Origin of the sequence: Pseudomonas koreensis (assembly GCF_025447595.1) — a bacterium.
GTDB classification, from domain to species: domain Bacteria; phylum Pseudomonadota; class Gammaproteobacteria; order Pseudomonadales; family Pseudomonadaceae; genus Aquipseudomonas; species Aquipseudomonas koreensis_H.
The window spans coordinates 563826-584176 of sequence record NZ_JAOEJU010000001.1; the positions used below are offsets into that span (position 1 = coordinate 563826).

Consider the following 20351-nt stretch of genomic DNA (forward strand, 5'->3'; position numbering starts at 1 on the left):
GGAGTTGTCGTCCCTTAACCGCGTGGGGTCGCAGCAGCCAGTTTCACAACCGAACCCGGCGCGCCTTTGGCAGGTGCGACTTTGGGCAGGTTGCTGGCTTCCAGCGCTTGTCGTTGTTGAGCGAGAGCGGCAATGGTTTGCTCGCTGGCCATCGGGATCACTTCAGGCGAAACCGGGGAGCCAGGACGAACCCGTTGCAGACCCTTGACGATGATCGTGTCGTCCTTGTTCAGGCCGCTGCGCACGATGCGCAGGCCTTCGATCTTCGGACCGAGTTCGACGGCGCGGTAGGCGGTCTTGTTGTCGCCATCCATCACCAGCACGAACTTCTTGCCGAGGTCGGTACCGACCGCTTCATCGTTGATCAGCATGGCGTTGTAGGTGCCGCTGCCGACCAGTTTCAGGCGTGCATACAGACCCGGGGTGTAGGTGCCGTCGCTGTTGTCGAACACGGCGCGACCACGAATGGTGCCGGTCTTCGGGTTGACCTGGTTGTCGACGAAGTTCATCTGGCCCAGGTGCGGGTTGCCGTCTTCATTGGACAGGCCCATGTACACCGGAGTGGTTGCACCGCGCTGACCTTGACGGGCGAGTTGGGTGTATTTGAGGAACACGCGCTCGTCGGCGTCGAAGTAGGCGTAGACCTTGTCGGTGGACACAACGCTGGTCAGCGGAGTGGTGTCGGCGGTCACCAGGTTACCGGCGGTGATCTCGGCACGGCTGACGCGGCCGCTGATTGGCGCGGTGACGCGGGTGAAGCTCAGGTTCAGTTTGGCCAGATCCAGTTGCGCTTGCAGCGCGCCGACAGCAGCACGGGCTTCTTGTGCAGCGCTGGTACGCGAGTCGGCCAGCTCGGCGGAGATGGCGTTGCTGGCACGCAGGCGTTCGCCACGACCAGCTTCGTTTTCACTGCGAGTGGCATTGGCGCGGGATTGGGCGACCAGGGCTTCGAGGCGGCGGACCTCGGCCTGGAACGGACGCGGGTCGATCTGGAACAGCAGGTCGCCTTTCTTGACCAGCGCGCCTTCGGTGAAGGCGACTTCGTCGATCTGGCCGGAGACCCGCGGACGGATTTCAACGGTTTCCGGCGCCTCGAGGCGCCCGGTGAATTCGTCCCACTCGTTGACTGGTTGTTCCAGCACCTTGGCCACGCTGACTTTGGCAGCAGGCATGGTGGCGGCGGTTTCCGGAGTCTTGCCGCAGGCGCTCATCACCAGCACGGCCAACATGGCCAACGGGAAGCGCAAATGTTTGAGTGATTGTTCCATGGATGCATCCGCCAATTTATTGAAGATGGGCGGATGATGCTCGGCGGGTCGATAGCAAACGAATCGAATGACACGAAGGTAACTATCATTCGGAATGATATAAGGCCGAGCCAAGCCCTCTAGCATGCACCTTTCGTTAGGGGGCTATCAATTGGGCTGATGACAAAGCTGTGTTGCACGGCGAGCAAGAATTCAGACGTTTAAATGTTGGTCGCGAAAACAAAGAGACGGCCATGGCGGCCGTCTCGATCAACATAGTGCAGGCTGACTCAGTTGATGCCTTTGCGGTTCGGGCCGAAGCGGTTCGGACCTGGCTGGCTGTCTTGCACCAGAAACACCAGGTTGACGATCGGCAACAGCAACCACCAGCCGCTGCGGTCAGTGTCGTGCATGCGACGTACACCTACCGCGATGCTCGGCAACAACATCACCAGGCTGTAAAGGTTGTAAAGGACGCCCTTGGTATTGAGCATCGCATCGAGAACACCGATGACAATGCAGATACCCATGTTGATCAGAATAAACATCCAGTATTCACGGCGGGTGGCGCGCCCTTTGAATTCCGCGAAATTCTTCAGTGCTTCGACGTATGGGTTACCCGTCGTGATGGCCGGCCCGCTTGCATAGGTCGGTTGGGCCTGTTGGGCCGCCTGAGGCGCCCCGCACTGCGGACAAGCCAAGGCCAGGGTGCTTATTTCCTTCGCGCAACCGCGGCAGAAAACCATGCTCATATTTTTTCCCTAAAATTATTCAATCGATAGGCAGGACACAACGAACGCAGTAAGACCGGACAGAATAATGCCGGCGATCGCGAGGTTTCTTCCTGGATGTTTTTGGTTGATGCAGACAATGCCGCAAGTGAGGCCCGCGATGCTGAGAATACCCACACCGACAATCGCGTCCCTGTCCCATTCGGAATCATCAAACAGGGTGAGTGCGCTGATAATTCCGAGGATCAACGAAACGATGGCCAGCCAAGGCATTTCGGCTTGCGTTTGCGTTTGCGGCACGGAGGCCTGTTGGGCGGCCCCGCATTGGGGGCAAGTGAGCGCCGTTTCGTGAAGCTCCTTGGCGCAAGCACGACAATAGACCATTGCCATCGTTTTCCTTAACTGAGTGCGAATGCCCGACCCTCCATCGGTCGGGGCGGCGGTAAATTAAACTTTATTACCGGATTTGTCATTAGGCACTTTGCCAGTATCCTCATCCCACGCCGGGAAAATCAGGTCTTGCGCTACTGAAGACTGTCCGGATCCCCAAAAAACATCTGAATCCGCGACCGCAACCACCGTTCCCCTGGATCGTTATCCTGCGAACCACGCCAGGCCATGTGCAGTTCAAACGTACGAGTAGGCAACGGCGGATCCTCTGCTCGGACCCCACCCGCAGCCGTCAGCGCATCAGCCGTGTAGTCAGGAACGGTCGCCACGATGTCCGTCCCGGCCAGCAACGTGCTCAAGCCGTTGAACTGCGGCACGGCCAGCACCACATGGCGTTTGCGTCCGAGTTTCTCCAGTTCTTCATCAATGAAGCCACTGAGGTCTCCCGCAAACGACACCAGCGCATGCGGTCGGGCGCAGTAATCGTCCAGGCTCAACGGCCCCGGCACAGTATCGGCGCGCAGTAATTTGGGTGCGCTGCGGCGCAGGACCTTGCGTTTGGCGTTGGCCGGCAGGTCGGTGGTGTAACTGACGCCGATGGAGATTTCGCCGGAAGCGAGCAGGCCGGGCATCAGGATGTAGTTGACGCGGCGCACCACCAGCACGATGCCGGGCGCTTCGGCGCGCAGGCGTTTGAGCAGCATTGGCAGCAATGCGAATTCGACGTCGTCCGACAGACCGATGCGAAATACCGAGGTGCTGGTCGCCGGATCAAATTCGGCCGCACGGCTGACGGCGGTCGAAATCGAGTCGAGGGCCGGGGAGAGCAGGGCGAAGATTTCCACCGCACGGGCGGAAGGCTCCATGCTGCGCCCGGTGCGCACAAACAAAGGGTCGTCGAACAGGCCGCGCAGGCGTGAAAGCGCCGCGCTGATCGCCGGCTGGCCGAGAAACAGCTTTTCCGCCGCACGGGTCACGCTGCGCTCGTGCATCAGCGTTTCGAACACGATCAACAGGTTGAGGTCGACACGACGCAGGTCATTACGATTCATCTGGAGTCCTGGCAGAGTCATCAAGCTTGACGAGAGCGACCATATGAGAACAATGGCCGGCATGAATCTTACGGGGAAAGGCTGGTAGTCTGCACCGGGTAATTCAGCTTTACTGAGAAGGCGGCAGCAGTTTTTTCATGGATTTTCTCAATGCTGACCATGCTGCGGAATCAATGACAGGCATGTCGACTATTAATAGCCACTGATAGTCTTGGCTGGAAAGCCCAGATAGAGTTCAGGGCATTAGAGGTTACTTTGACGAGGTTTGCGATGTCCCGCACGATCCGTTTTCACAAGTTTGGTCCGGCCGAGGTGCTCAAATGCGAAGAGCATGCGGCCGCTCAGCCAGGTCCTGGCGAAGTGCAGGTGCGTGTCGAGGCAATCGGCATCAGCTGGTACGACACGCTCTGGCGCCAGAACCTGGCGTCGTCCCAGGCACGTCTGCCTTCAGGCCTGGGCCATGAAATGGCCGGCGTGGTCACTGCGATCGGCGACGGCGTCGAAGATCTGGCCGTGGGCGACAAGGTGGCCAGCTTCCCGGCCGAGAGCCCCAATGATTACCCGGTCTACGGCGAACTGATCGTTCTGCCGCGTACCGCGCTGACCCGTTATCCGGACGTGCTCAGCCCGATTGAAGCCAGCGTGCATTACACGCCGCTGTTGATCGCCTATTTCGGTTACGTTGATCTGGCACGGGTCAAACCCGGGCAGTTCGCCCTGGTGACCGACGCCAGCCACTGCGCCGGCCCGTCCTTCGTCCAGTTGGGCAAAGCGTTGGGTGTTCGGGTGATTGCTGCTACCAAGACGGCGGAGGAACGTGAGTACCTGCTGTCTCTCGGTGCCGAGAAAGTGATCGTCACCGAAGAAGAAGACCTGTTGATGCGGATCAACAAGATTACCGACAACCGCGGTGTCGACGTGGTGTTCGACGGTCTCGGCGGGCCACAGATGTCGCTGCTCGGCGATGTGCTGGCACCGCGTGGCAGCCTGGTGCTGTACGGCCTGCAGGGCGGCAACCAGACGCCATTCCCGGCCTGCGCAGCGTTCCAGAAGAACATTCAGTTCTTCGTGCATTGCATCGGCAACTTCACCGGCAAACCGGAGCTGGGCATCATTCAGGATCATGTCGCCTTGCAGCGAGCGTTGCGCGATATCAATCAGCTCACCGCCGATCGTGTGCTGCTGCCGCTCAAGACCCGGGTGTTCCCGTTCAACGAGTTTGTGGAAGCACACCGCTACATGGACGAATGCCCATGCCGCGAGCGGGTTGCCCTGCAAATCGAACCTGCCTGACCCCTTCCGATCAGAGTCCGTGGCCCCACGGACTCTTGTGCGTAAAATCTTTCAGATATCGAGAAACCCCGGGTGTGTCGCCTGGGGAAGTTCAGCAACTGAACTGGTATTTACTCTCGATCTGTATCTTCTAATCGCCATCCAGATCCTGATAATTGAATGACTACTTTCATCTCAAGGAATGAGCTATGGCTGTGCATTCTATTTACCCGGCATCCGACCTTCTCGCTGTTTACCGTCGAACATCAAACTTCTGTTTAATGTTTGTAGGCCTGCTGCGTAATCCCTTCTTTTTTTCTTGTGCTTATCTTGCGCAGGACTCTGTAAGAAGTTTCCTAGGTATAGAAGCTTTCGCGGAAAACCCTGTAGCGATAAGGGTTTGCGATGCCGAGGCCGGCCGTCGTGAATATACCGAGCTCAACTGTTTCAAATAACTACAAAAGCTTAAGTGTTAGCATTCAGCGTCTATTAATTAATGAAGAATGATTGTGCATCCGCTATTCGTGGCTGCGCGATATGAAACCTTTGATATCGAGTGAAGTACTGATGAGCACGATCCATGATCAGGCAATGAATTATGTCTACCAGCAAGTATTACAGCGCCTGCTGAGTTTCTTTTCCCGTGCCGAGCGTACGGCGCTGCAACTGTTGATCCAGCGATTGGCGGTTGCTGCCGGCGGCATGGACCGCATCGCAGAATTCAAGGTTCTGGTGATCCAGTCCGGCACGCGCGACTGCTGCTACAACCTGGCGCTGTTGCGTGCGGCGCAATTGAGCATCGCTGGACGTGCGCCGGGCACCTTCCAGTTGCGGGTCGCCACCCTGCGCTGGAGTGGCGCCCCGGCTTCGGCATTGCAAAACATGCATCGCAGTTTCGGTGCGTTGTTTCTGTATGACGATCCTCGGGTAGAGCTTCTGATGGTGGATCATCGCGAGGTGCTTCCCTTCAACCATCAGGCGTGTATCAGCGACGAAGGTCGCGAGTGTGGTCGCCTGAATCTGCTGATGCTGGGGCATCGTCGCGGATGGGATGAAAGTCTGATGCTGTGGGATGACCTGTATCTGGCCACGGCCGAGTTCTACGGTCAGATCGCACGCTGGAGCAAGGGGGTCGATGCGCTGATCGGCAGTGAAAGCGTTCGTCATCAGGAGCAATTCATCGAAGGTCTGGATCGAGCGGCGCGCAAGGCAGACATTGGCGCTTTACCAAGAACGGCCGGCGGATTCGGCGAACTGTTCGGTTTGATCGACAGCATGGGCGGTGATTTTTACCGCGAGCTCTACCCCGAATCGGAACTGGCAGCATGGCGTCCGCTTGGAGACTTCGAAGCCTGTCGGCGGACCAGCTACATCGGCATCGACGACGTAGTGGTCGGCAAGATGGAGGAGCGGTGGCCGTTGCTCAGCGACTTCCTCGGCTTCCAGGCCGACGATCTGATGTTCGAAGCCCGAACTGGCGAATGCGCCGATCCCCTGGTCGGTGCCTACCTGAGCGGCCTTCAGGCCAGCCATACAGAGGGGCACAGCTTTGAGGGCGGTGTGTCGGAGTACCTGCAGAGCTGCCTGGCAACGATGCGTCGCAGAGGCATGCCCGAGCAGCTCTGCGAACGTTTTCTCGCGACGTTCGGCAATCTGTCCGATTATGCCGAGCACAGGTCGATGGCAATCTCATCTCTGCAAAGAAACTTCGGCCTCAATGAGCCACAACTGACGTGTCTGTTGTTCGCCCCGTTCATCGATGGTGGTGCCGGGCTTGAGCGGTTTTTGCGAACCTGCCACCCGGGCATGCTGGTCGCAATGCCGGACTTGCACCGAGCCATGCAGGGACTGCATGCACCGGAGCAGGTCTTGCAATGGATGACCGATGTCAGCGGGCTGCCCGCCCGGTTGATCAGCCGTTTATACGTAATGGGCAGCATCCGGATGGACAAGCCGGTGGCGACCGCGCAGCAGCCTGCTCACGAGGTCTCCCTGGGTGACCGTTCGGCGGAAGGCTGAAGGTGATCGTATCGCCCGATCACGGGAAGCATGATGTGGGCGCTGCCTCATGAATGTTTCGCGAGAAACCGACTTTGCCTATCAGGCGGTCTATCGTTACCTGACCCAATTGATCAATGAGCCGGGCAACCAGGGGGCCATTCGTCTGCCGTCATTGAGACAGCTTGCCGAACGGCTGAACGTCTCGGTCTCGACCATTCAGTACGCGTATGCCTTGCTGGAAAAAGAAGGCCGGGTCTACTCAGTGGCCAAGTCGGGATATTTCGCGAAAGCGAGTTCAACGTTCTCGTCGCCGGGGCGTGGCGGCGATCTGCTGGAAACCGTCTATGTCAACGCCAGGTGCTCTGGCATGCGGGTATTGAGCGCGGATGACCCGGCTTCGATCCAGCCTCTGGATCGCCCGCTGTTGATGCTTGAAAGAGAGTTGCTGCGCCAGTATCCACGTCACCTGCAAGCACCGGCCCAGCCTTGTGGAGAGCTTGAACTGCGCACTTTGCTTGCCGCCCGCTATACCTCATCCGCCACACATTGCTGGCATGCCGAGGATGTTTATATCGGTGCAGACATGAGAGGGGTACTGGAAATCCTGATCGCTGTACTCGGGCTGCGCCAGACAACCGTGTTGATCGAATCCCCCTGCGACTGGGCGGTCCTGCGCCTGTTTCAGTCTGTCGACGTACGCGTGATAGAGCTGGCGGTGCAACCTGACGGTGCATTTGATACAGACAGACTCGAAGCCTTGCTCACGACCGAGCCTGTCCGGCTGATCCTGCTGTCCTCGAAATTGCGCATGCCCCATGGCAGTCGGTTTCCCCGGGACAATCGCCATGCGATAGCGCAATTGCTCTTGAGCCATGGTACCTGGGTCCTGGAAAACGATTGTCATGGCGAGTTGCTGGACGACATGGAGGATCGACCACTGCGCGAGCTGCTGGACCCGGATCGTTTATTGGTGTTTTCAACATTCGAAAAATACATCGGCGTCGAGGCTCCCTACGGTTTTGTACTTTCGCGGCAATGGCGCGATGATCTGCAGCGTCAATTCCTGCTGCGCTCATTCCGGCTCTCGCCGATCCGGCAGAAAGCCATTGCGCGTCTGCATGCCAGTGGGCGAGTCGACCAGCATCTGGGCGTACTCAGGCACCAGCTCAGGGAGCGGCGCATGCCCTGGATTGAGCTCATACGTGGTCGACTGGGTGACATGCTGCAGGTTGTCGAGCCGCAGGGCGGCGGAACGATCTGGCTGCACTCCCGGCACCCGATAGCGATGGATGCGGTGTTTCAACGACTGCTGAAACAAAACGTATTGATTGCACCTGGGGAGTTGTTCAGTATTCAGGGGCTGCACGCTCAGAGCCTGCGTCTTGACGCGACCGGAGGGGCGGAGGACGAGTTGTTAATACTTGTCGGACTGCTCGGGGACGCGTTGCGGCTGGCTCCGCGAACGGATGTGTACAAACACGTCCTTTGCACCGGATAGATCCCGTCGCGCTCCGGTCTAACTGCCAGTAAACTCCGCTGTAATTTCCTGAACCACTCTAATTTAGAGGTTTTGCATGACACTCAGTCCTTTTGCGGGCAAACCGGCACCGGCAGAATTGTTGGTCGATATCCCGCGACTGGTAACGGCGTACTACACCGGTCAACCCGACGCCTCGGTTTCTACCCAGCGCGTGGCGTTCGGCACCTCCGGGCATCGGGGTAGTTCCTTTGATTTGAGTTTCAACGAATGGCACGTTCTGGCCATCAGTCAGGCGATCTGCCTGTATCGCGAGGCGCAGGGCATCACCGGGCCGCTGTTCGTCGGCATCGACACACATGCGTTGTCGACCCCGGCCGGGGCCAGTGCCCTGGAAGTGCTGGCGGCCAACGGCGTGACCGTGATGATCGCCGAAGGTGATGAATACACCCCGACCCCGGCAGTCTCCCACGCCATTCTTTGCTACAACCGTGGTCGCACCAGCGGCCTGGCCGATGGCATCGTCATCACCCCGTCGCACAACCCGCCTCAAAGCGGCGGCTACAAGTACAACCCAACCAATGGCGGCCCGGCAGACACCCACATCACCAAGTGGATCGAAGCCAAGGCCAACGAACTGCTGGCCAACAAATTGGCCGGCGTCAAACGCATCAGCTACGAGCAAGCGCTCAAGGCCGAAACCACCCACCGTCACGACTACGTCAACACCTACGTGGCCGACCTGATCAACGTCATCGACTTCGATGCCATTCGCGGCGCCAAACTGCGCCTGGGCGTCGATCCGCTGGGCGGAGCAGGGGTGCGCTACTGGTCGGCGATTGCCGAGCACTATCGTCTGGACTTGGACGTGGTGAACAAGGAAGTCGATTCGACGTTCCGCTTCATGACCGTCGACTGGGACGGGCAGATTCGCATGGACCCATCGTCCAGCCATGCCATGCAAGGCCTGATCGGTCTGAAGGAACGCTTTGACGTGGCCTTCGCCTGCGACCCGGATCACGACCGCCACGGCATCGTCACACCGTCCGGCGGCCTGCTGGCACCGAACAACTACCTGGCGGTGTCGATCGACTACCTGTTCCAGAACCGTCCGCAATGGCGTGCCGACGCAGCCGTGGGTAAAACCGTGGTCAGCAGCGGTCTGATCGATCGCGTGGCCAAGCGTCTGGGCCGTCGCCTGTACGAAGTGCCGGTCGGCTTCAAATGGTTTGCCGATGGTCTGTTCGACGGCTCGCTGGGTTTTGGCGGCGAAGAAAGCGCCGGCGCCTCGTTCCTGCGCAAGGACGGCGGCGTCTGGAGCACCGACAAGGACGGCCTGATTCCAGCCCTGTTGGCCGCTGAAATGACTGCCCGTACCGGCCGCGACCCGAGCCAGGCCTACCGTGCTCTGACTGATGAGCTGGGCGAGCCGTTCTCGGTGCGTGTCGACGCCAAGGCCAATCCTGAGCAGAAAGCTCTGCTGAGCAAGCTGTCGCCGGAGCAGGTCACGTCGACCGAGCTGGCGGGCGAGAAGATCCAGAGCATTCTCAGCCATGCGCCGGGCAACGATCAGGCCATCGGCGGTCTGAAAGTGATGACCGAGAACGGCTGGTTCGCCGCGCGCCCGTCGGGTACCGAAGACATCTACAAGATCTACGCCGAAAGCTTCATCGGTGACGACCACCTCAAGCAACTGGTGGCCGAAGCGCAAACCCTGGTAGACGGTGCCATCAGCACTAAATAAATCCAGGCAACGGAAAAGGGCGACCCTGAGGTCGCCCTTTTTTGTGCCCGCCATTTATGTCAATCAGGCCAGATCCACCAACACGATCTCGCTGTCTTCCAGCGCCGTGACGGTCAACACCTGTTCATGAGCCACCGCCACACCGTCTCGAGCTTGTGCACGCAAACCGTTGACTTCAATGACACCCGTAGCCGGAACCAGATAAGCCCGGCGCCCGGCATCAAGGCGATATTCAGCGGTTTCTCCGGCCTTGATATTGGCCGCCACCAAGCGTGCGTCGGCGCGGATGCGCAGGCTTTGATCGTCACCGTCCTTGCCGCTGGCGAGGGTCACGAAACCTTCGCGGTCGCCTTTCGGGAACGGTTTGGCGCCCCAGGACGGCGGTGCACCGGTTTCAGTCGGCAAAATCCAGATCTGGAAAATCTTGGTGTCCGTGGCTTCCAGGTTGTATTCGCTGTGGGCGATCCCGGTGCCGGCGCTCATCACTTGTACGTCGCCCGCTTCGGTGCGGCCCTTATTGCCCAGATTGTCCTGGTGGCTGATCGCACCTTCACGCACGTAAGTGATGATTTCCATGTCGCGGTGCGGGTGAGTAGGGAAGCCCGTGCCGGCGGCAATGATGTCGTCGTTCCACACGCGCAGGTTGCCCCAGCTCATGCGTTGCGGATCGTAGTACTCGGCGAACGAAAAATGGTGATGGGCATCCAACCAGCCATGATGGGCGCCGCCCAGCGAGCTGAAAGGTCTGAGTTCAAGCATGATCGTCTCCTTAAAGGGTTCGTCATGGGGCGTAATGCCTGGGCCACGAAGCGAGACCGGTGATTGATGGCGAGCATCATCTATCAGTCAATCATCGATAAAAAGCGTAAAAAGTGCGGCATTAATATCGAATTTATTGATGCGAAAACACCTCGAAACCATCTCATCCCACCTTCACTTCATCACCTAAACCAATGACCTGTAAGCATTTCGCTAGAACAAAAAAGCAAATGCAGACACCATAGCCCTTAACAGCCTCACATCCGGAGTCCGTCAGCGTGGCGCAACACACCCCCGATCTTCCTCCCGAACTTCGTCCCCTGGCCGAGATGCCCTGGTTCAAACGCCTGGCGGCGCGTTTTCTTGGGCACGGCCTGACGCAACTCCGCGCCCAGCACCGGGCCTCGTGGCTGCACGGCCAGGCCGACGGCTTTCGCAGCGGGCACACCGCCGGTGTGGATTACGGGTACAAGGAAGGCAAGGCTGACGGGCTGGAGGAGGGTCGTCAGGTCTTGTTGATCCGCGACAGCCGCAATACCGAGCATCGCCCGCCGGGTATCGACAATCATCTGTTCGACGACTGGCGCCTGCCGCTCAGTGCAGAACTGAAGAAGCGCATGAAAGGGGATGTCGCTCGTCTGCTGCCAGCCCACGCCCAGCCGAGCGTGGCGCAATGGAAGATGATTTTCAGCGATACCCCGTCAACCTCGGTGATTGCCGGCGCCGGAGCCGGTAAGTCGACCACGCTGGTACTGCGAATCCTGTTGTTGACTCACTACCTGGGCTTTGAGCTTGATTCGATGACCGTGGTGACCTTTACCCGCGAGTCGCGCAAGGACTTCATCAACAAACTGGTTGAACTGTTCGCGTTGTGGGGACGAGCACTGAGTCAGAAAGACGCAAAGGATCTGGTTCGCACCTTTCACTCGCGCATTTTGCCGATGGTCCGCAGCCTGCCGGGATTCGAGCGCTTGCAGGCATTCGAAAACCTCAGCCACCGCGCACAGTCCGGTGATGAAGACGTCGACAGCAATCCTTTCGATCTGCGCATCAACGACGCGCAACGCCAGCAGCTCAACGCCTGTTACCACCGTCTCTACAAAGAAGACCCGCGCTTTGCGCAACTGATCCAGCCGCTGTCCCGGCATGCCTTGCAGCTCAAGGAGCTGGAGCGCGATCACCCGGACGTGCAAAAGCGCGTCGCTGTAACGGAACTGGCGGCTCGTCGCGATGAAGAGCTGTGCGACATGATCGAGGACATGTGGCTCGGCGCCGGCGCCTGGCCGATCAAGGGCATCGAACCCAGCCGTCAGACATTCGAAATCAACGGCGCGTCATTCCATTGCCACGGCTACATTCCGAGCCTGGATGCCTGGGTTGTATTGGGTTTCGACCCTCGGGAAAACCCGCAGGTCTGCCGTCCCAACGCCAAGCTGACAGTGCGTGCAGAGTGGGCAGTCAAGCGCACCCTGTTTCAAGCTTTCTGTCGTAAGCCATTGATTTGGCTGGATTGTTACGAGTCATCAAAACGATTATTGGCCACACTTGCAGGTGATGTCAGCGCAGGTCCCGGCTTCGATTACAAGGTCAAAGGCGAGCTGGCGTCCGCGCCGTTGCTGGACTGTTTTGTCGCCGCCGCCGGTTTTATCGAGAACCTGGGCCTGGACGTGCCGGATGCCGTTGGCCGCATGAGTTTCGCCAAGGACGATCCGGACCGGTTTTTCTTTGAGGCCTTGAGCCTGTTCTGGCGAGCGCTGGAAGACCATTTGCTCGATCAGAAGCCACCGGTCATGACCTACAACCGCATGTTTGCACTGTTCAGCGAGCACTCACCGGAAAACTTCAAACTGCTCAGCGATGAATTGCTGCGGCCGATGTCGCACCTGATGATCGATGAGTTTCAGGACGTTTCGCCGCAGATCGTCTCGTGGATTCGCGCCAGTCTTGCGGAGATCCGCAGTCGCGGCCCAGCCATGCACGTCGGACGAGGCGCGCAGCGATCCTCGCTGCTTTGCGTAGGCGATGACTGGCAATCGATCTACGGCTGGCGCGGTAGTTCGCCGAGCTACTTCATGGAGTTCAACAAGGAATTCCCGTCGCCGAGCACGACCCGGGTAATGCTCAGCGACAACTATCGCAGCCATCAGCACATCATCGACGCGGCGGAGCACATCGTTCGTGCAGCACCGGCGATCCCGGGCAAGAAGGCCAAGGCCAGCGGCGAGGAGAGACCGTTGCAACCGGTCAACGTACTGGAGCGCGATGATCAGGCGCTCGGCCAGCGCTTGGCGGAACACTATCGAAAGGGTGATTCAATCCTGATGCTCTATCGAAAAAGTAGCGATAAGTTATTGATAGAGCAGCATATTCAGTCTGTTGTTAATGTAGATTCGAGCTTGCCGTACGACTCCCGACGCCTGAAACAACTGACCTATCACAGCGCCAAAGGTCTGCAGGCCGACGCGGTTTTTCTGCTGGGCGATTGCCAGCACCTGACCAGTTCGCCGTACAAGAATCAGGTGTATCGCATGGCCGGGCTGGGCAAGGCCGGCGACAGCGAACCGTACGACAGCGCGCAGAAAGACGAAATCCTGCGCCTGGCCTACGTCGGTATCACTCGCGCAGTCAGTCATTGCTACTGGTACGTCGAGCCGCAAGACACTCAGGCGGTCAACATGCCTCGGGCTTCGGACCGGGTTGCCAAAGGCAAACCGTTCTTTGTCGATCATCGGCCTGAAAAGAAAACAGCCTGAATCCACCGCTCATAAAAAAGCCCGCACAAGGCGGGCTTTTTATTTGAAATCAGGTAGTTACGCGTAACTCTTGAGAGACTCCGGAGGAATAAAAGCCTCCAGTTCGTCCTCAACAGCTTCGATTATTCGCTCCACATCCGCCGCGTTCATCACCGTGGCACAGGGAATGCCGGCGATCGCGATCAGGGTTTCGCCGCTGGCCCGATCGAACAGGCGCGCGACCAGACTGCCCGGCGCATCCATGGTCGCCTCGAAACCCATGGGATGAAAATGCCAGCGCATCAGCTGGCAGGCATTGGGGAACGTGACCTTGCTTGACCCTTTATTCATGTGTTGCCCGCCTTCTTCATCGAGCGCTTCCGTTTGCTCATGGTAGGTGGGAAGAGCCTTCATTGGCTCAACCGATGACTGCTTTTAAAAGTAGCATCTGGATGTGAAATTCCTGTGAGAATTTTCAGTTCATTTAGCGATTGCGCGGATTTTTTTGATGTAAGTCACGCTCCACGCCAATCGTCGCCAAAATGCCATTACGCCCGGGTTGTTGATGCAGCGCCAGAAGTTGGGCAAGCTCGGTTCTTTTTCCAAGAGTCCCTTATGCACGCCGATGATGATGGCCCGGAACAGACGAGGGCCACGGCCGAAACGGTCATGCGCTATCACCTGTGCTGGAAACACCGGGACCTGGATGGCGTGATGGCGCTGTACCACCCGGACATCCAGTACAACGATTTCTTCCAGAACCGCGTGCTCGGCCTCGACGAACTGCGCGAGTACGTCCGGGTCAGCATGCCCCGCGAGTCCGATGAAGCGCTGGAGCATTGCGACCGCATCCGCATCGATGGCAACACCGCCTTCATTCAATACGAAGTGACGTTGCGCGGCGGCAACGGGCTGGTGTCGTTTCGCTCCAGCGAAGCGATCACGGTCAAGGACGGGCAGATCTGGCGGGTCAATGAATATGCTTCGCTGGTGCGCGAGCAGGCCGACAGCCAGTCCGCAGCCAGCCAGCGTCCGGCGGTGAGCCGTCTGGGCCTGTCGCCGCGCCAGTTGAGCTTCATGGCCGATGACTTGCAGCAGTATTTTCAGCGTCAGCAGCCTTATCTCGACCCCGAACTCGACCTGCAACGGGTGGCGAAGGAGTGCGGGTACAGCCGCAATCAGATTTCCTATTTGCTGAATCAGGTGCTGGGGCAAAGTTTCTACCGCTACGTCAATCAGGCGCGTCTGCAACATCTATTGCAGTCGCTGGACAACGCCACGCCGCCGCTGCGCATCGACGAACTGGCCTTCGCCGCCGGTTTCAATTCGCTGTCGGCGTTCTACAGCTGCTTTCGCCAGCATACCGGCCAGTCGCCCAAGGCCTACGCGAAGCAAATTTCTTTGCGGACACGCGCGCAAGACAATCCCTGAGTTCTGCCTCTAGGATCGACGCCATCGAAACCTGGATTGGCGGAGTCTTGCATGCCGGCGTGGCGCACTATCAGTTTGTGGATGGATCAACTCGACGAGCCGCTGACCGCGCGCCCGCCGCTTGCGCAGGATCTGGACGTCGATGTGGCGATCATTGGCGCCGGTTACACGGGGCTGTGGACTGCGTACTACCTGAAACAACAGGCGCCGAGTCTGAGCATTGCCATCATCGAGGCGCAAACCGCCGGGTTCGGTGCGTCCGGCCGCAACGGCGGCTGGCTGATGGGCAATCTGCTGGGCGAAGATCGCCTGCTGGCCGGCCTGTCACCGCAACAGCGCCGCGCTTCTTACGATCTTTTGCACGATATTCCGGATGAAGTGGCGAGTGTCCTCGAACGCGAAGGCATCGACTGCGATTACCGTAAAGGCGGGGTGCTGTACTGCGCCGCGCGCTATCCCGAGCAGGAAGCCAGTCTTCGCGACTACCTGAAGAAACTCCACGCCCAGGGCCTGACCGACGACGATTACCGCTGGCTCAGCCCCGAACAACTGGCGCAGCAGCTGCGCATCGCCAAGCCTTACGGCGGCATCTTCGCCCCGCACGTGGCGACCATTCACCCGGCAAAACTGGTGCGCGGCCTGGCGCGAACCGTTGAAAGCATGGGGGTGAAGATCTACGAAAACAGCCCGGTGACCCATTGGCAGGCCGCAAGTCTGCGTACTGACAAGGCCAGCGTGCGCAGCCGCTGGATCGTCCCGGCCATCGAAGGCTATTCCGTCACGCTGCCTCCGCTGGGCCGTTATCAATTACCGGTGCAGAGCCTGATCGTTGCCACCGAGCCGTTGTCCGCCGCAACCTGGGACGCAATCGGCCTGAGCCGAGGCCAGGCTTTCAGTGAATTCAGTCGTCAGGTCACTTACGGCCAACGCAGCGCCGACAATCGGCTGATCTTCGGTGCCCGTGGCGGTTATCAGTTCGCCGGCAAGCTGCGCCACAACTTCGACCTGACCCGCGATGAAGTCGAGCTGCGCCGCTATTTGTTCGGCGAACTCTTCCCGCAATTGAAAAACGTACAGATTACCCACGCCTGGGGCGGCAACCTCGGCATGTCCCGGCATTTCAAACCGCACATGCTCTGCGACCGGGCCAACGGCATCGCGCTGTCCGGCGGCTATGGCGGGGAGGGTGTCGGCGCTTCCAATCTGGGCGGTCGCACACTGGCCGATCTGATTCTCGAGCGCGATACCGAGCTGACACATCAGCCGTGGGTGCTGCCCGACGGCGGAATCCACGCGCTGCGAGCCTGGGAGCCGGAACCGTGCCGCTGGCTCGGTTACAACGCGATCATCAAAAGCTTCGTCCACGAAGACCAGACCCTGGCCAATCCGGCGACAGCGCCCTGGCGGCGCAAGCTTGCCAGCCAGGTGGCCGGGTTCATGGAAGGTTTCATGCACTAAACGTTGTTTACTACGAGACAGGTAACGCCATGAGCATCACCCAATTCAAGAACACCGCCACGTTGCAACTGGATGAGTCCAACCCGGTGGCCGTGCCGCTCGGCACACCGGTGGCGATTGCCTCGACCACCAGCGTCGAACGCGACGACGGCGTCGAAACCGGCGTCTGGGAATGCACGCCCGGTCGCTGGCGTCGGCAGATCACCGCTCAGGAGTTCTGCCATTTCATTTCCGGTCGCTGCACGTTCACCCCGGACGGCGGCGGCGAAACCCTGCATATACAAGGTGGCGACGCACTGATGTTGCCGGCCAACACGCTCGGGATCTGGGACATCGAGGAAACCGTGCGCAAGACCTATGTCCTGATTTTCTGACGCTTTGATCCTTTTGATTGCCTGCCAACAACAATAGCCAATACAGGAATCGATCCATGATCCGAAAGACCCTCGCGCTCGCACCCTTGATGCTCGCCGCTTCCTTCGCTCAGGCTGCGGATACGGTCAAGGTTTACAACTGGTCCGACTACATCGCGCCGGACACCGCCAAGAACTTCGAAAAGGCCAGCGGCATTGGCGTCACCTATGACGTCTACGACAGCAACGAAACCCTCGACGGCAAGCTGATGACCGGTAAATCCGGTTACGACGTGGTGTTTCCGTCCAACCACTTCATGGCGCGGCAGATCGAGGGCGGGGCGCTGAAGAAACTCGACAAGAGCCAGTTGCCGAACTGGAAGAACCTCAATCCGGTGTTGCTCAAGGCCTTGCAGACCAACGATCCGGGCAACGAACACGGCTTTCCATACCTGTGGGGCAGCACCGGCATCGGCTACAACGTCGCCAAGGTCAAGGCCGTACTGGGTGACAACGCGCCGGTGGATTCCTGGGATCTGATCTTCAAACCCGAATACATGGAAAAACTGCAGAAATGCGGCGTGGCGATCCTCGACAACGGCCCGGAACTGCTGCCGGCGGCGCTCAATTACCTGGGGCTGCCGCACCACAGCAAGAACCCCGAGGACTACAAGAAAGCTGAAGCGCTGCTGATGAAAGTGCGGCAGTATGTCAGCTACTTCCATTCCTCGAAGTACACCAGCGATCTGGCCAATGGCGATATTTGCGTGGCGGTCGGTTTCTCCGGCGACATCCTGCAAGCGGAAAACCGCGCCAAAGAAGCGAAGAACGGCATCGAAATCGGCTACGAAATTCCCAAGGAAGGCGCCGCGATCTGGTTCGACATGGTCGCCATGCCCGCGGACGCGCCGGACGAGAAGGCCGGCTACGCGTTCATGAACTACCTGCTGCAGCCCGACGTCATGGCCGGCATCAGCAACTATGTGCATTACGCCAATGGCAACGAACAGGCCGACAGCCTGATCGACCCGGCGATCAAGAACGACACCAAGGTTTATCCGAGCCCGGAAATGATGGGCAAGCTGTTCGCGCTGGAAGCGATGCCGCTGAACATCGACCGGATACGGACGCGGGTGTGGAACAAGATTCGTACTGGCAGCTGAAGAAAACAGGCGAGGGCGGTACAGCCCTCGCCTGAATATGTACTGTTGAATCAACTTGATATCAAACCACTGGCATTGCACTGATAAAGTGCAGCAAAGTGAGACGCTGCTAACAAAAAACAACTTACCGATATTTAATATTTAAATAAGAAATCGTCAGACAATTAGGCAAGTTCACCAAACTTACAAACTTCTTTCGGCGGCACACGCTTTGTTTACGGGAGTTTCCCGGAGCAGTTCAATTTGATCTCAAAAAAACGCTAGACGTTAGATTTCAAATTGTGTCAGGTTTCTTACGCCTTCATTGGGCGAGTGATAGGACAATCTCGCCAGAGGTTGTCGCTATCGGACAAAAACTGTTCCATTGCTAAACAAGGAAGTGTGTTTATGTCGAAAGTAAAAGCTAATGCTGTTGATACCGCCGAACAGGCTTTCCAGCTGGGCGCGGCGCCGCAACCTCTGGCAGCGACCAGCACGGCGTATAACCAGATCAATAGCTTCAGCCACCAATACGATCGTGGCGGCAACCTCACGGTCAATGGCAAACCCTCCTTTTCCGTCGACCAGGCCGCAACCCAGTTGCTGCGCGACGGCGCTGCCTACCAGGACAAGGATGGCAGCGGCAAGATCGAACTCACCTACACGTTCCTGACTTCGGTATCGTCCAGCACGATGAACAAGCACGGGATCACCGGGTTCAGTCAGTTCAGTACTCAACAGAAAACCCAGGCCGTGCTCGCCATGCAATCCTGGGCCGATGTGGCCAACGTCACTTTTACCGAGAAAGCCACCGGCGGTGACGGCCACATGACCTTTGCCAACTACAGCGGTGGCGTGGACGGCGCAGCTGCGTTCGCCTACCTGCCGGGTACCGGTCCGGGTTACGACGGCACTTCGTGGTACTTGATCAACAGCGGTTACACGCAGAACAAGACCCCGGATCTGAACAACTACGGTCGTCAGACCCTGACCCACGAAATCGGCCACACCCTTGGCCTGGCGCACCCGGGCGACTACAACGCCGGCAACGGCAACCCGACCTACAATGACGCCACCTACGGGCAAGACACCCGCGGCTACAGCGTCATGAGCTACTGGAGCGAAAGCAATACCAGCCAGAACTTCAGCAAGGGCGGGGTGGAAGCCTATTCCTCCGGTCCCCTGATGGATGACATTGCAGCGATCCAGAAGCTCTACGGCGCCAACATGACCACCCGTACCGGTGACACCACCTACGGCTTCAACTCCAACGCCGGTCGCGATTTCCTCAGCGCCTCGTCGTCGGCCGACAAGCTGGTGTTTTCGGTGTGGGATGCCGGCGGCAAGGACACCTTCGACTTCTCGGGTTTCACCCAGAACCAGAAGATCAACCTCAATGAAGCCTCGTTCTCCGACGTTGGCGGCCTGGTGGGCAACGTGTCCATCGCCAAGGGCGTCACCATCGAGAACGCGATTGGCGGTTCGGGCAACGACCTGCTGATTGGCAACAACGTTGCCAACGAGCTCAAGGGCGGCGCCGGTAACGACATCCTTTACGGCGCCGGTGGTGCCGACAAACTGTGGGGCGGCGCGGGTTCGGACATTTTTGTGTTCGCGGCCAGCTCTGACTCCAAGCCGGGTGCGATCGATCAGATCCTCGATTTCGTCAGCGGTCTGGACAAAATCGACCTGACCGGTATCACCAAGGGTGCCGGACTGCACTTCGTCAGCGCCTTCACCGGTGCGGCGGGTGATGCGGTTCTGACGTCTTCAGGTGGCAACAGCCTGTTGTCGGTGGACTTCTCCGGGCACGGCGTGGCTGATTTCCAGGTCAGCACCGTTGGCCAGGCAGCGCTCAGCGACATCGTGGCGTGATGTGAACCGGGAAAGCGGCGCGTGATGCGCCGCTTTCTTCACTTGCATCGCCATGGCCGGTAAGCAAGGCTACGCGCCGGAGTGAAATTTCCTATGATCCAACTCGCTTTTACCCGCAGAGCGGCGGCGTATCTGTTGCCGATGCTGATGATGATTTCTGGAGAAACAACCATGGCAAGCAGCCTGAGACTTGAAGATCCATCGGTATTTGCCGGGCAGTGGCAAGCGACTTTGAGTGCCCGCAGTGACAGCCCCGAAGCGCAAGCGATTCAGGACAAGCCGTCGAACACCTGCCAGATCGATCTCGAGGCCAATCAGACGCTGGGCAAAGGCGCCGATTGTCTGAGCGCGTGGTTGCAGGACGCTGCCATCGGCTGGTTTCCCGATCCGGACGGTCTGTCGATCACCGGCAAGGAAGGCTCAAGAATCCAGTTTTTCAGCCGACAACGTGATGGGCTTTATCTGAGTACTTTGAAGTCGGGCCTGGTGATTACACTCAAGCGTGCTGCACAACAGCCTTGATGACCAAAACCGACAGACGGTTTAAATATAAAGCACCCCGTTACAGTTATAAGCGGCAGTGCAATAACGCGGAGGCCGATTTTAATCACCGAAGTTGTTATTGAAGTGTAAGCAAGTACTGTCGGTGTATGTCCCGCGTTCAAGGCGGACAATTAATTTGACGTC

17 protein-coding genes are annotated in these 20351 nt (G+C 58.6%); 11 read left to right on the top strand and 6 right to left on the bottom strand.

Translation table 11 applies throughout. The annotated features are described in order from the left end of the window. Positions 1-14: 14 nt before the first annotated feature. The 4 genes from mexE to N8H71_RS02465 all read right to left on the bottom strand — a co-directional run bounded on the left by mexE (position 15) and on the right by N8H71_RS02465 (position 3420). Positions 15-1268 (bottom strand): multidrug efflux RND transporter periplasmic adaptor subunit MexE, encoded by a 1254-nt coding sequence (mexE, locus tag N8H71_RS02450; RefSeq protein ID WP_207982665.1) that lies wholly within the window; start codon positions 1266-1268, stop codon positions 15-17. Between the two features lie 269 nt (positions 1269-1537). Further along, a complete protein-coding gene (locus N8H71_RS02455) occupies positions 1538-1999 on the bottom strand; it encodes a DUF805 domain-containing protein (RefSeq protein WP_262192648.1) in 462 nt (153 codons plus the stop codon). Positions 2000-2014: 15 nt separating this feature from the next. Next, positions 2015-2368 (bottom strand): DUF4190 domain-containing protein, encoded by a 354-nt coding sequence (locus tag N8H71_RS02460; RefSeq protein ID WP_007954551.1) that lies wholly within the window; start codon positions 2366-2368, stop codon positions 2015-2017. A 134-nt stretch (positions 2369-2502) separates the two neighbouring features. Further along, positions 2503-3420, bottom strand: coding sequence for a LysR family transcriptional regulator (locus N8H71_RS02465; RefSeq protein WP_262192649.1), 918 nt, complete (start codon positions 3418-3420; stop codon positions 2503-2505). A gap of 270 nt (positions 3421-3690) precedes the next feature. Here N8H71_RS02465 and N8H71_RS02470 point away from each other — a divergent pair, with 270 nt between their 5' ends. The 4 genes from N8H71_RS02470 (at position 3691) to pgm (ending at position 9914) form a co-directional block, all read left to right on the top strand. Further along, the gene (locus N8H71_RS02470; RefSeq protein WP_011334080.1) at positions 3691-4713 is read left to right on the top strand and encodes a zinc-dependent alcohol dehydrogenase family protein; all 1023 of its coding nucleotides are present in this window, start codon (positions 3691-3693) and stop codon (positions 4711-4713) included. Between the two features lie 546 nt (positions 4714-5259). After that, entirely contained in the window at positions 5260-6711 is a 1452-nt protein-coding gene (locus tag N8H71_RS02475; protein WP_262192650.1) for a hypothetical protein, read from the top strand. 49 nt (positions 6712-6760) lie between these two features. Next, the gene (locus N8H71_RS02480; RefSeq protein ID WP_262192652.1) at positions 6761-8191 is read left to right on the top strand and encodes a PLP-dependent aminotransferase family protein; all 1431 of its coding nucleotides are present in this window, start codon (positions 6761-6763) and stop codon (positions 8189-8191) included. 76 nt (positions 8192-8267) lie between these two features. Further along, positions 8268-9914, top strand: coding sequence for a phosphoglucomutase (alpha-D-glucose-1,6-bisphosphate-dependent) (gene pgm / locus N8H71_RS02485; RefSeq protein WP_262192653.1), 1647 nt, complete (start codon positions 8268-8270; stop codon positions 9912-9914). A gap of 63 nt (positions 9915-9977) precedes the next feature. Here the strand turns inward: pgm and N8H71_RS02490 are convergent, their stop codons facing one another. Next, positions 9978-10673, bottom strand: a complete 696-nt coding sequence (locus N8H71_RS02490; protein ID WP_262192654.1) for a pirin family protein — start codon at positions 10671-10673, stop codon at positions 9978-9980. Positions 10674-10951: 278 nt separating this feature from the next. Between N8H71_RS02490 and N8H71_RS02495 the strand changes: the two genes are divergently transcribed. After that, complete coding sequence (locus tag N8H71_RS02495) at positions 10952-13426, top strand: UvrD-helicase domain-containing protein (RefSeq protein ID WP_262192655.1); 2475 nt, start codon at positions 10952-10954, stop codon at positions 13424-13426. Between the two features lie 57 nt (positions 13427-13483). Here N8H71_RS02495 and N8H71_RS02500 read toward each other — a convergent pair whose 3' ends face one another. Next, on the bottom strand, positions 13484-13756 hold the full coding sequence (locus tag N8H71_RS02500; protein WP_011334086.1) for a DUF1652 domain-containing protein: 273 nt from the start codon (positions 13754-13756) through the stop codon (positions 13484-13486). Between the two features lie 264 nt (positions 13757-14020). Between N8H71_RS02500 and N8H71_RS02505 the strand changes: the two genes are divergently transcribed. The 6 genes from N8H71_RS02505 (at position 14021) to N8H71_RS02530 (ending at position 20186) form a co-directional block, all read left to right on the top strand. Next, complete coding sequence (locus N8H71_RS02505) at positions 14021-14836, top strand: helix-turn-helix domain-containing protein (RefSeq protein ID WP_262192656.1); 816 nt, start codon at positions 14021-14023, stop codon at positions 14834-14836. 51 nt (positions 14837-14887) lie between these two features. Beyond that, positions 14888-16294: an NAD(P)/FAD-dependent oxidoreductase gene (locus N8H71_RS02510; protein WP_262192658.1), complete on the top strand. Its 1407-nt coding sequence runs from the start codon at positions 14888-14890 to the stop codon at positions 16292-16294. A 29-nt stretch (positions 16295-16323) separates the two neighbouring features. Continuing rightward, on the top strand, positions 16324-16668 hold the full coding sequence (locus tag N8H71_RS02515) for a cupin domain-containing protein (protein ID WP_262192659.1): 345 nt from the start codon (positions 16324-16326) through the stop codon (positions 16666-16668). Positions 16669-16724: 56 nt separating this feature from the next. Continuing rightward, positions 16725-17810 carry a polyamine ABC transporter substrate-binding protein gene (locus N8H71_RS02520; protein ID WP_262192661.1) on the top strand — a complete coding sequence of 362 codons (1086 nt, stop codon included), beginning with the start codon at positions 16725-16727 and terminating at the stop codon, positions 17808-17810. A gap of 387 nt (positions 17811-18197) precedes the next feature. Next, positions 18198-19664, top strand: a complete 1467-nt coding sequence (locus N8H71_RS02525; RefSeq protein ID WP_262192663.1) for a serralysin family metalloprotease — start codon at positions 18198-18200, stop codon at positions 19662-19664. Between the two features lie 93 nt (positions 19665-19757). After that, entirely contained in the window at positions 19758-20186 is a 429-nt protein-coding gene (locus N8H71_RS02530; RefSeq protein WP_262192664.1) for a protease inhibitor Inh/omp19 family protein, read from the top strand. Positions 20187-20351 lie beyond the last annotated feature (165 nt).

Excerpts from the sequence above, each read along its gene's own strand:
- N8H71_RS02510 (WP_262192658.1), top strand. The coding sequence starts at position 14,888 with ATGCCGGCGTGGCGCACTATCAGTTTGTGGATGGATCAACTCGACGAG.
- N8H71_RS02530 (WP_262192664.1), top strand. The coding sequence starts at position 19,758 with ATGATCCAACTCGCTTTTACCCGCAGAGCGGCGGCGTATCTGTTGCCG.
- N8H71_RS02515 (WP_262192659.1), top strand. The coding sequence starts at position 16,324 with ATGAGCATCACCCAATTCAAGAACACCGCCACGTTGCAACTGGATGAG.
- N8H71_RS02500 (WP_011334086.1), bottom strand. The coding sequence starts at position 13,756 with ATGAATAAAGGGTCAAGCAAGGTCACGTTCCCCAATGCCTGCCAGCTG.
- N8H71_RS02470 (WP_011334080.1), top strand. The coding sequence starts at position 3,691 with ATGTCCCGCACGATCCGTTTTCACAAGTTTGGTCCGGCCGAGGTGCTC.
- N8H71_RS02455 (WP_262192648.1), bottom strand. The coding sequence starts at position 1,999 with ATGAGCATGGTTTTCTGCCGCGGTTGCGCGAAGGAAATAAGCACCCTG.
- mexE (WP_207982665.1), bottom strand. The coding sequence starts at position 1,268 with ATGGAACAATCACTCAAACATTTGCGCTTCCCGTTGGCCATGTTGGCC.
- N8H71_RS02520 (WP_262192661.1), top strand. The coding sequence starts at position 16,725 with ATGATCCGAAAGACCCTCGCGCTCGCACCCTTGATGCTCGCCGCTTCC.
- N8H71_RS02490 (WP_262192654.1), bottom strand. The coding sequence starts at position 10,673 with ATGCTTGAACTCAGACCTTTCAGCTCGCTGGGCGGCGCCCATCATGGC.
- pgm (WP_262192653.1), top strand. The coding sequence starts at position 8,268 with ATGACACTCAGTCCTTTTGCGGGCAAACCGGCACCGGCAGAATTGTTG.
- N8H71_RS02475 (WP_262192650.1), top strand. The coding sequence starts at position 5,260 with ATGAGCACGATCCATGATCAGGCAATGAATTATGTCTACCAGCAAGTA.
- N8H71_RS02480 (WP_262192652.1), top strand. The coding sequence starts at position 6,761 with ATGAATGTTTCGCGAGAAACCGACTTTGCCTATCAGGCGGTCTATCGT.
- N8H71_RS02505 (WP_262192656.1), top strand. The coding sequence starts at position 14,021 with ATGCACGCCGATGATGATGGCCCGGAACAGACGAGGGCCACGGCCGAA.
- N8H71_RS02465 (WP_262192649.1), bottom strand. The coding sequence starts at position 3,420 with ATGAATCGTAATGACCTGCGTCGTGTCGACCTCAACCTGTTGATCGTG.
- N8H71_RS02525 (WP_262192663.1), top strand. The coding sequence starts at position 18,198 with ATGTCGAAAGTAAAAGCTAATGCTGTTGATACCGCCGAACAGGCTTTC.
- N8H71_RS02460 (WP_007954551.1), bottom strand. The coding sequence starts at position 2,368 with ATGGCAATGGTCTATTGTCGTGCTTGCGCCAAGGAGCTTCACGAAACG.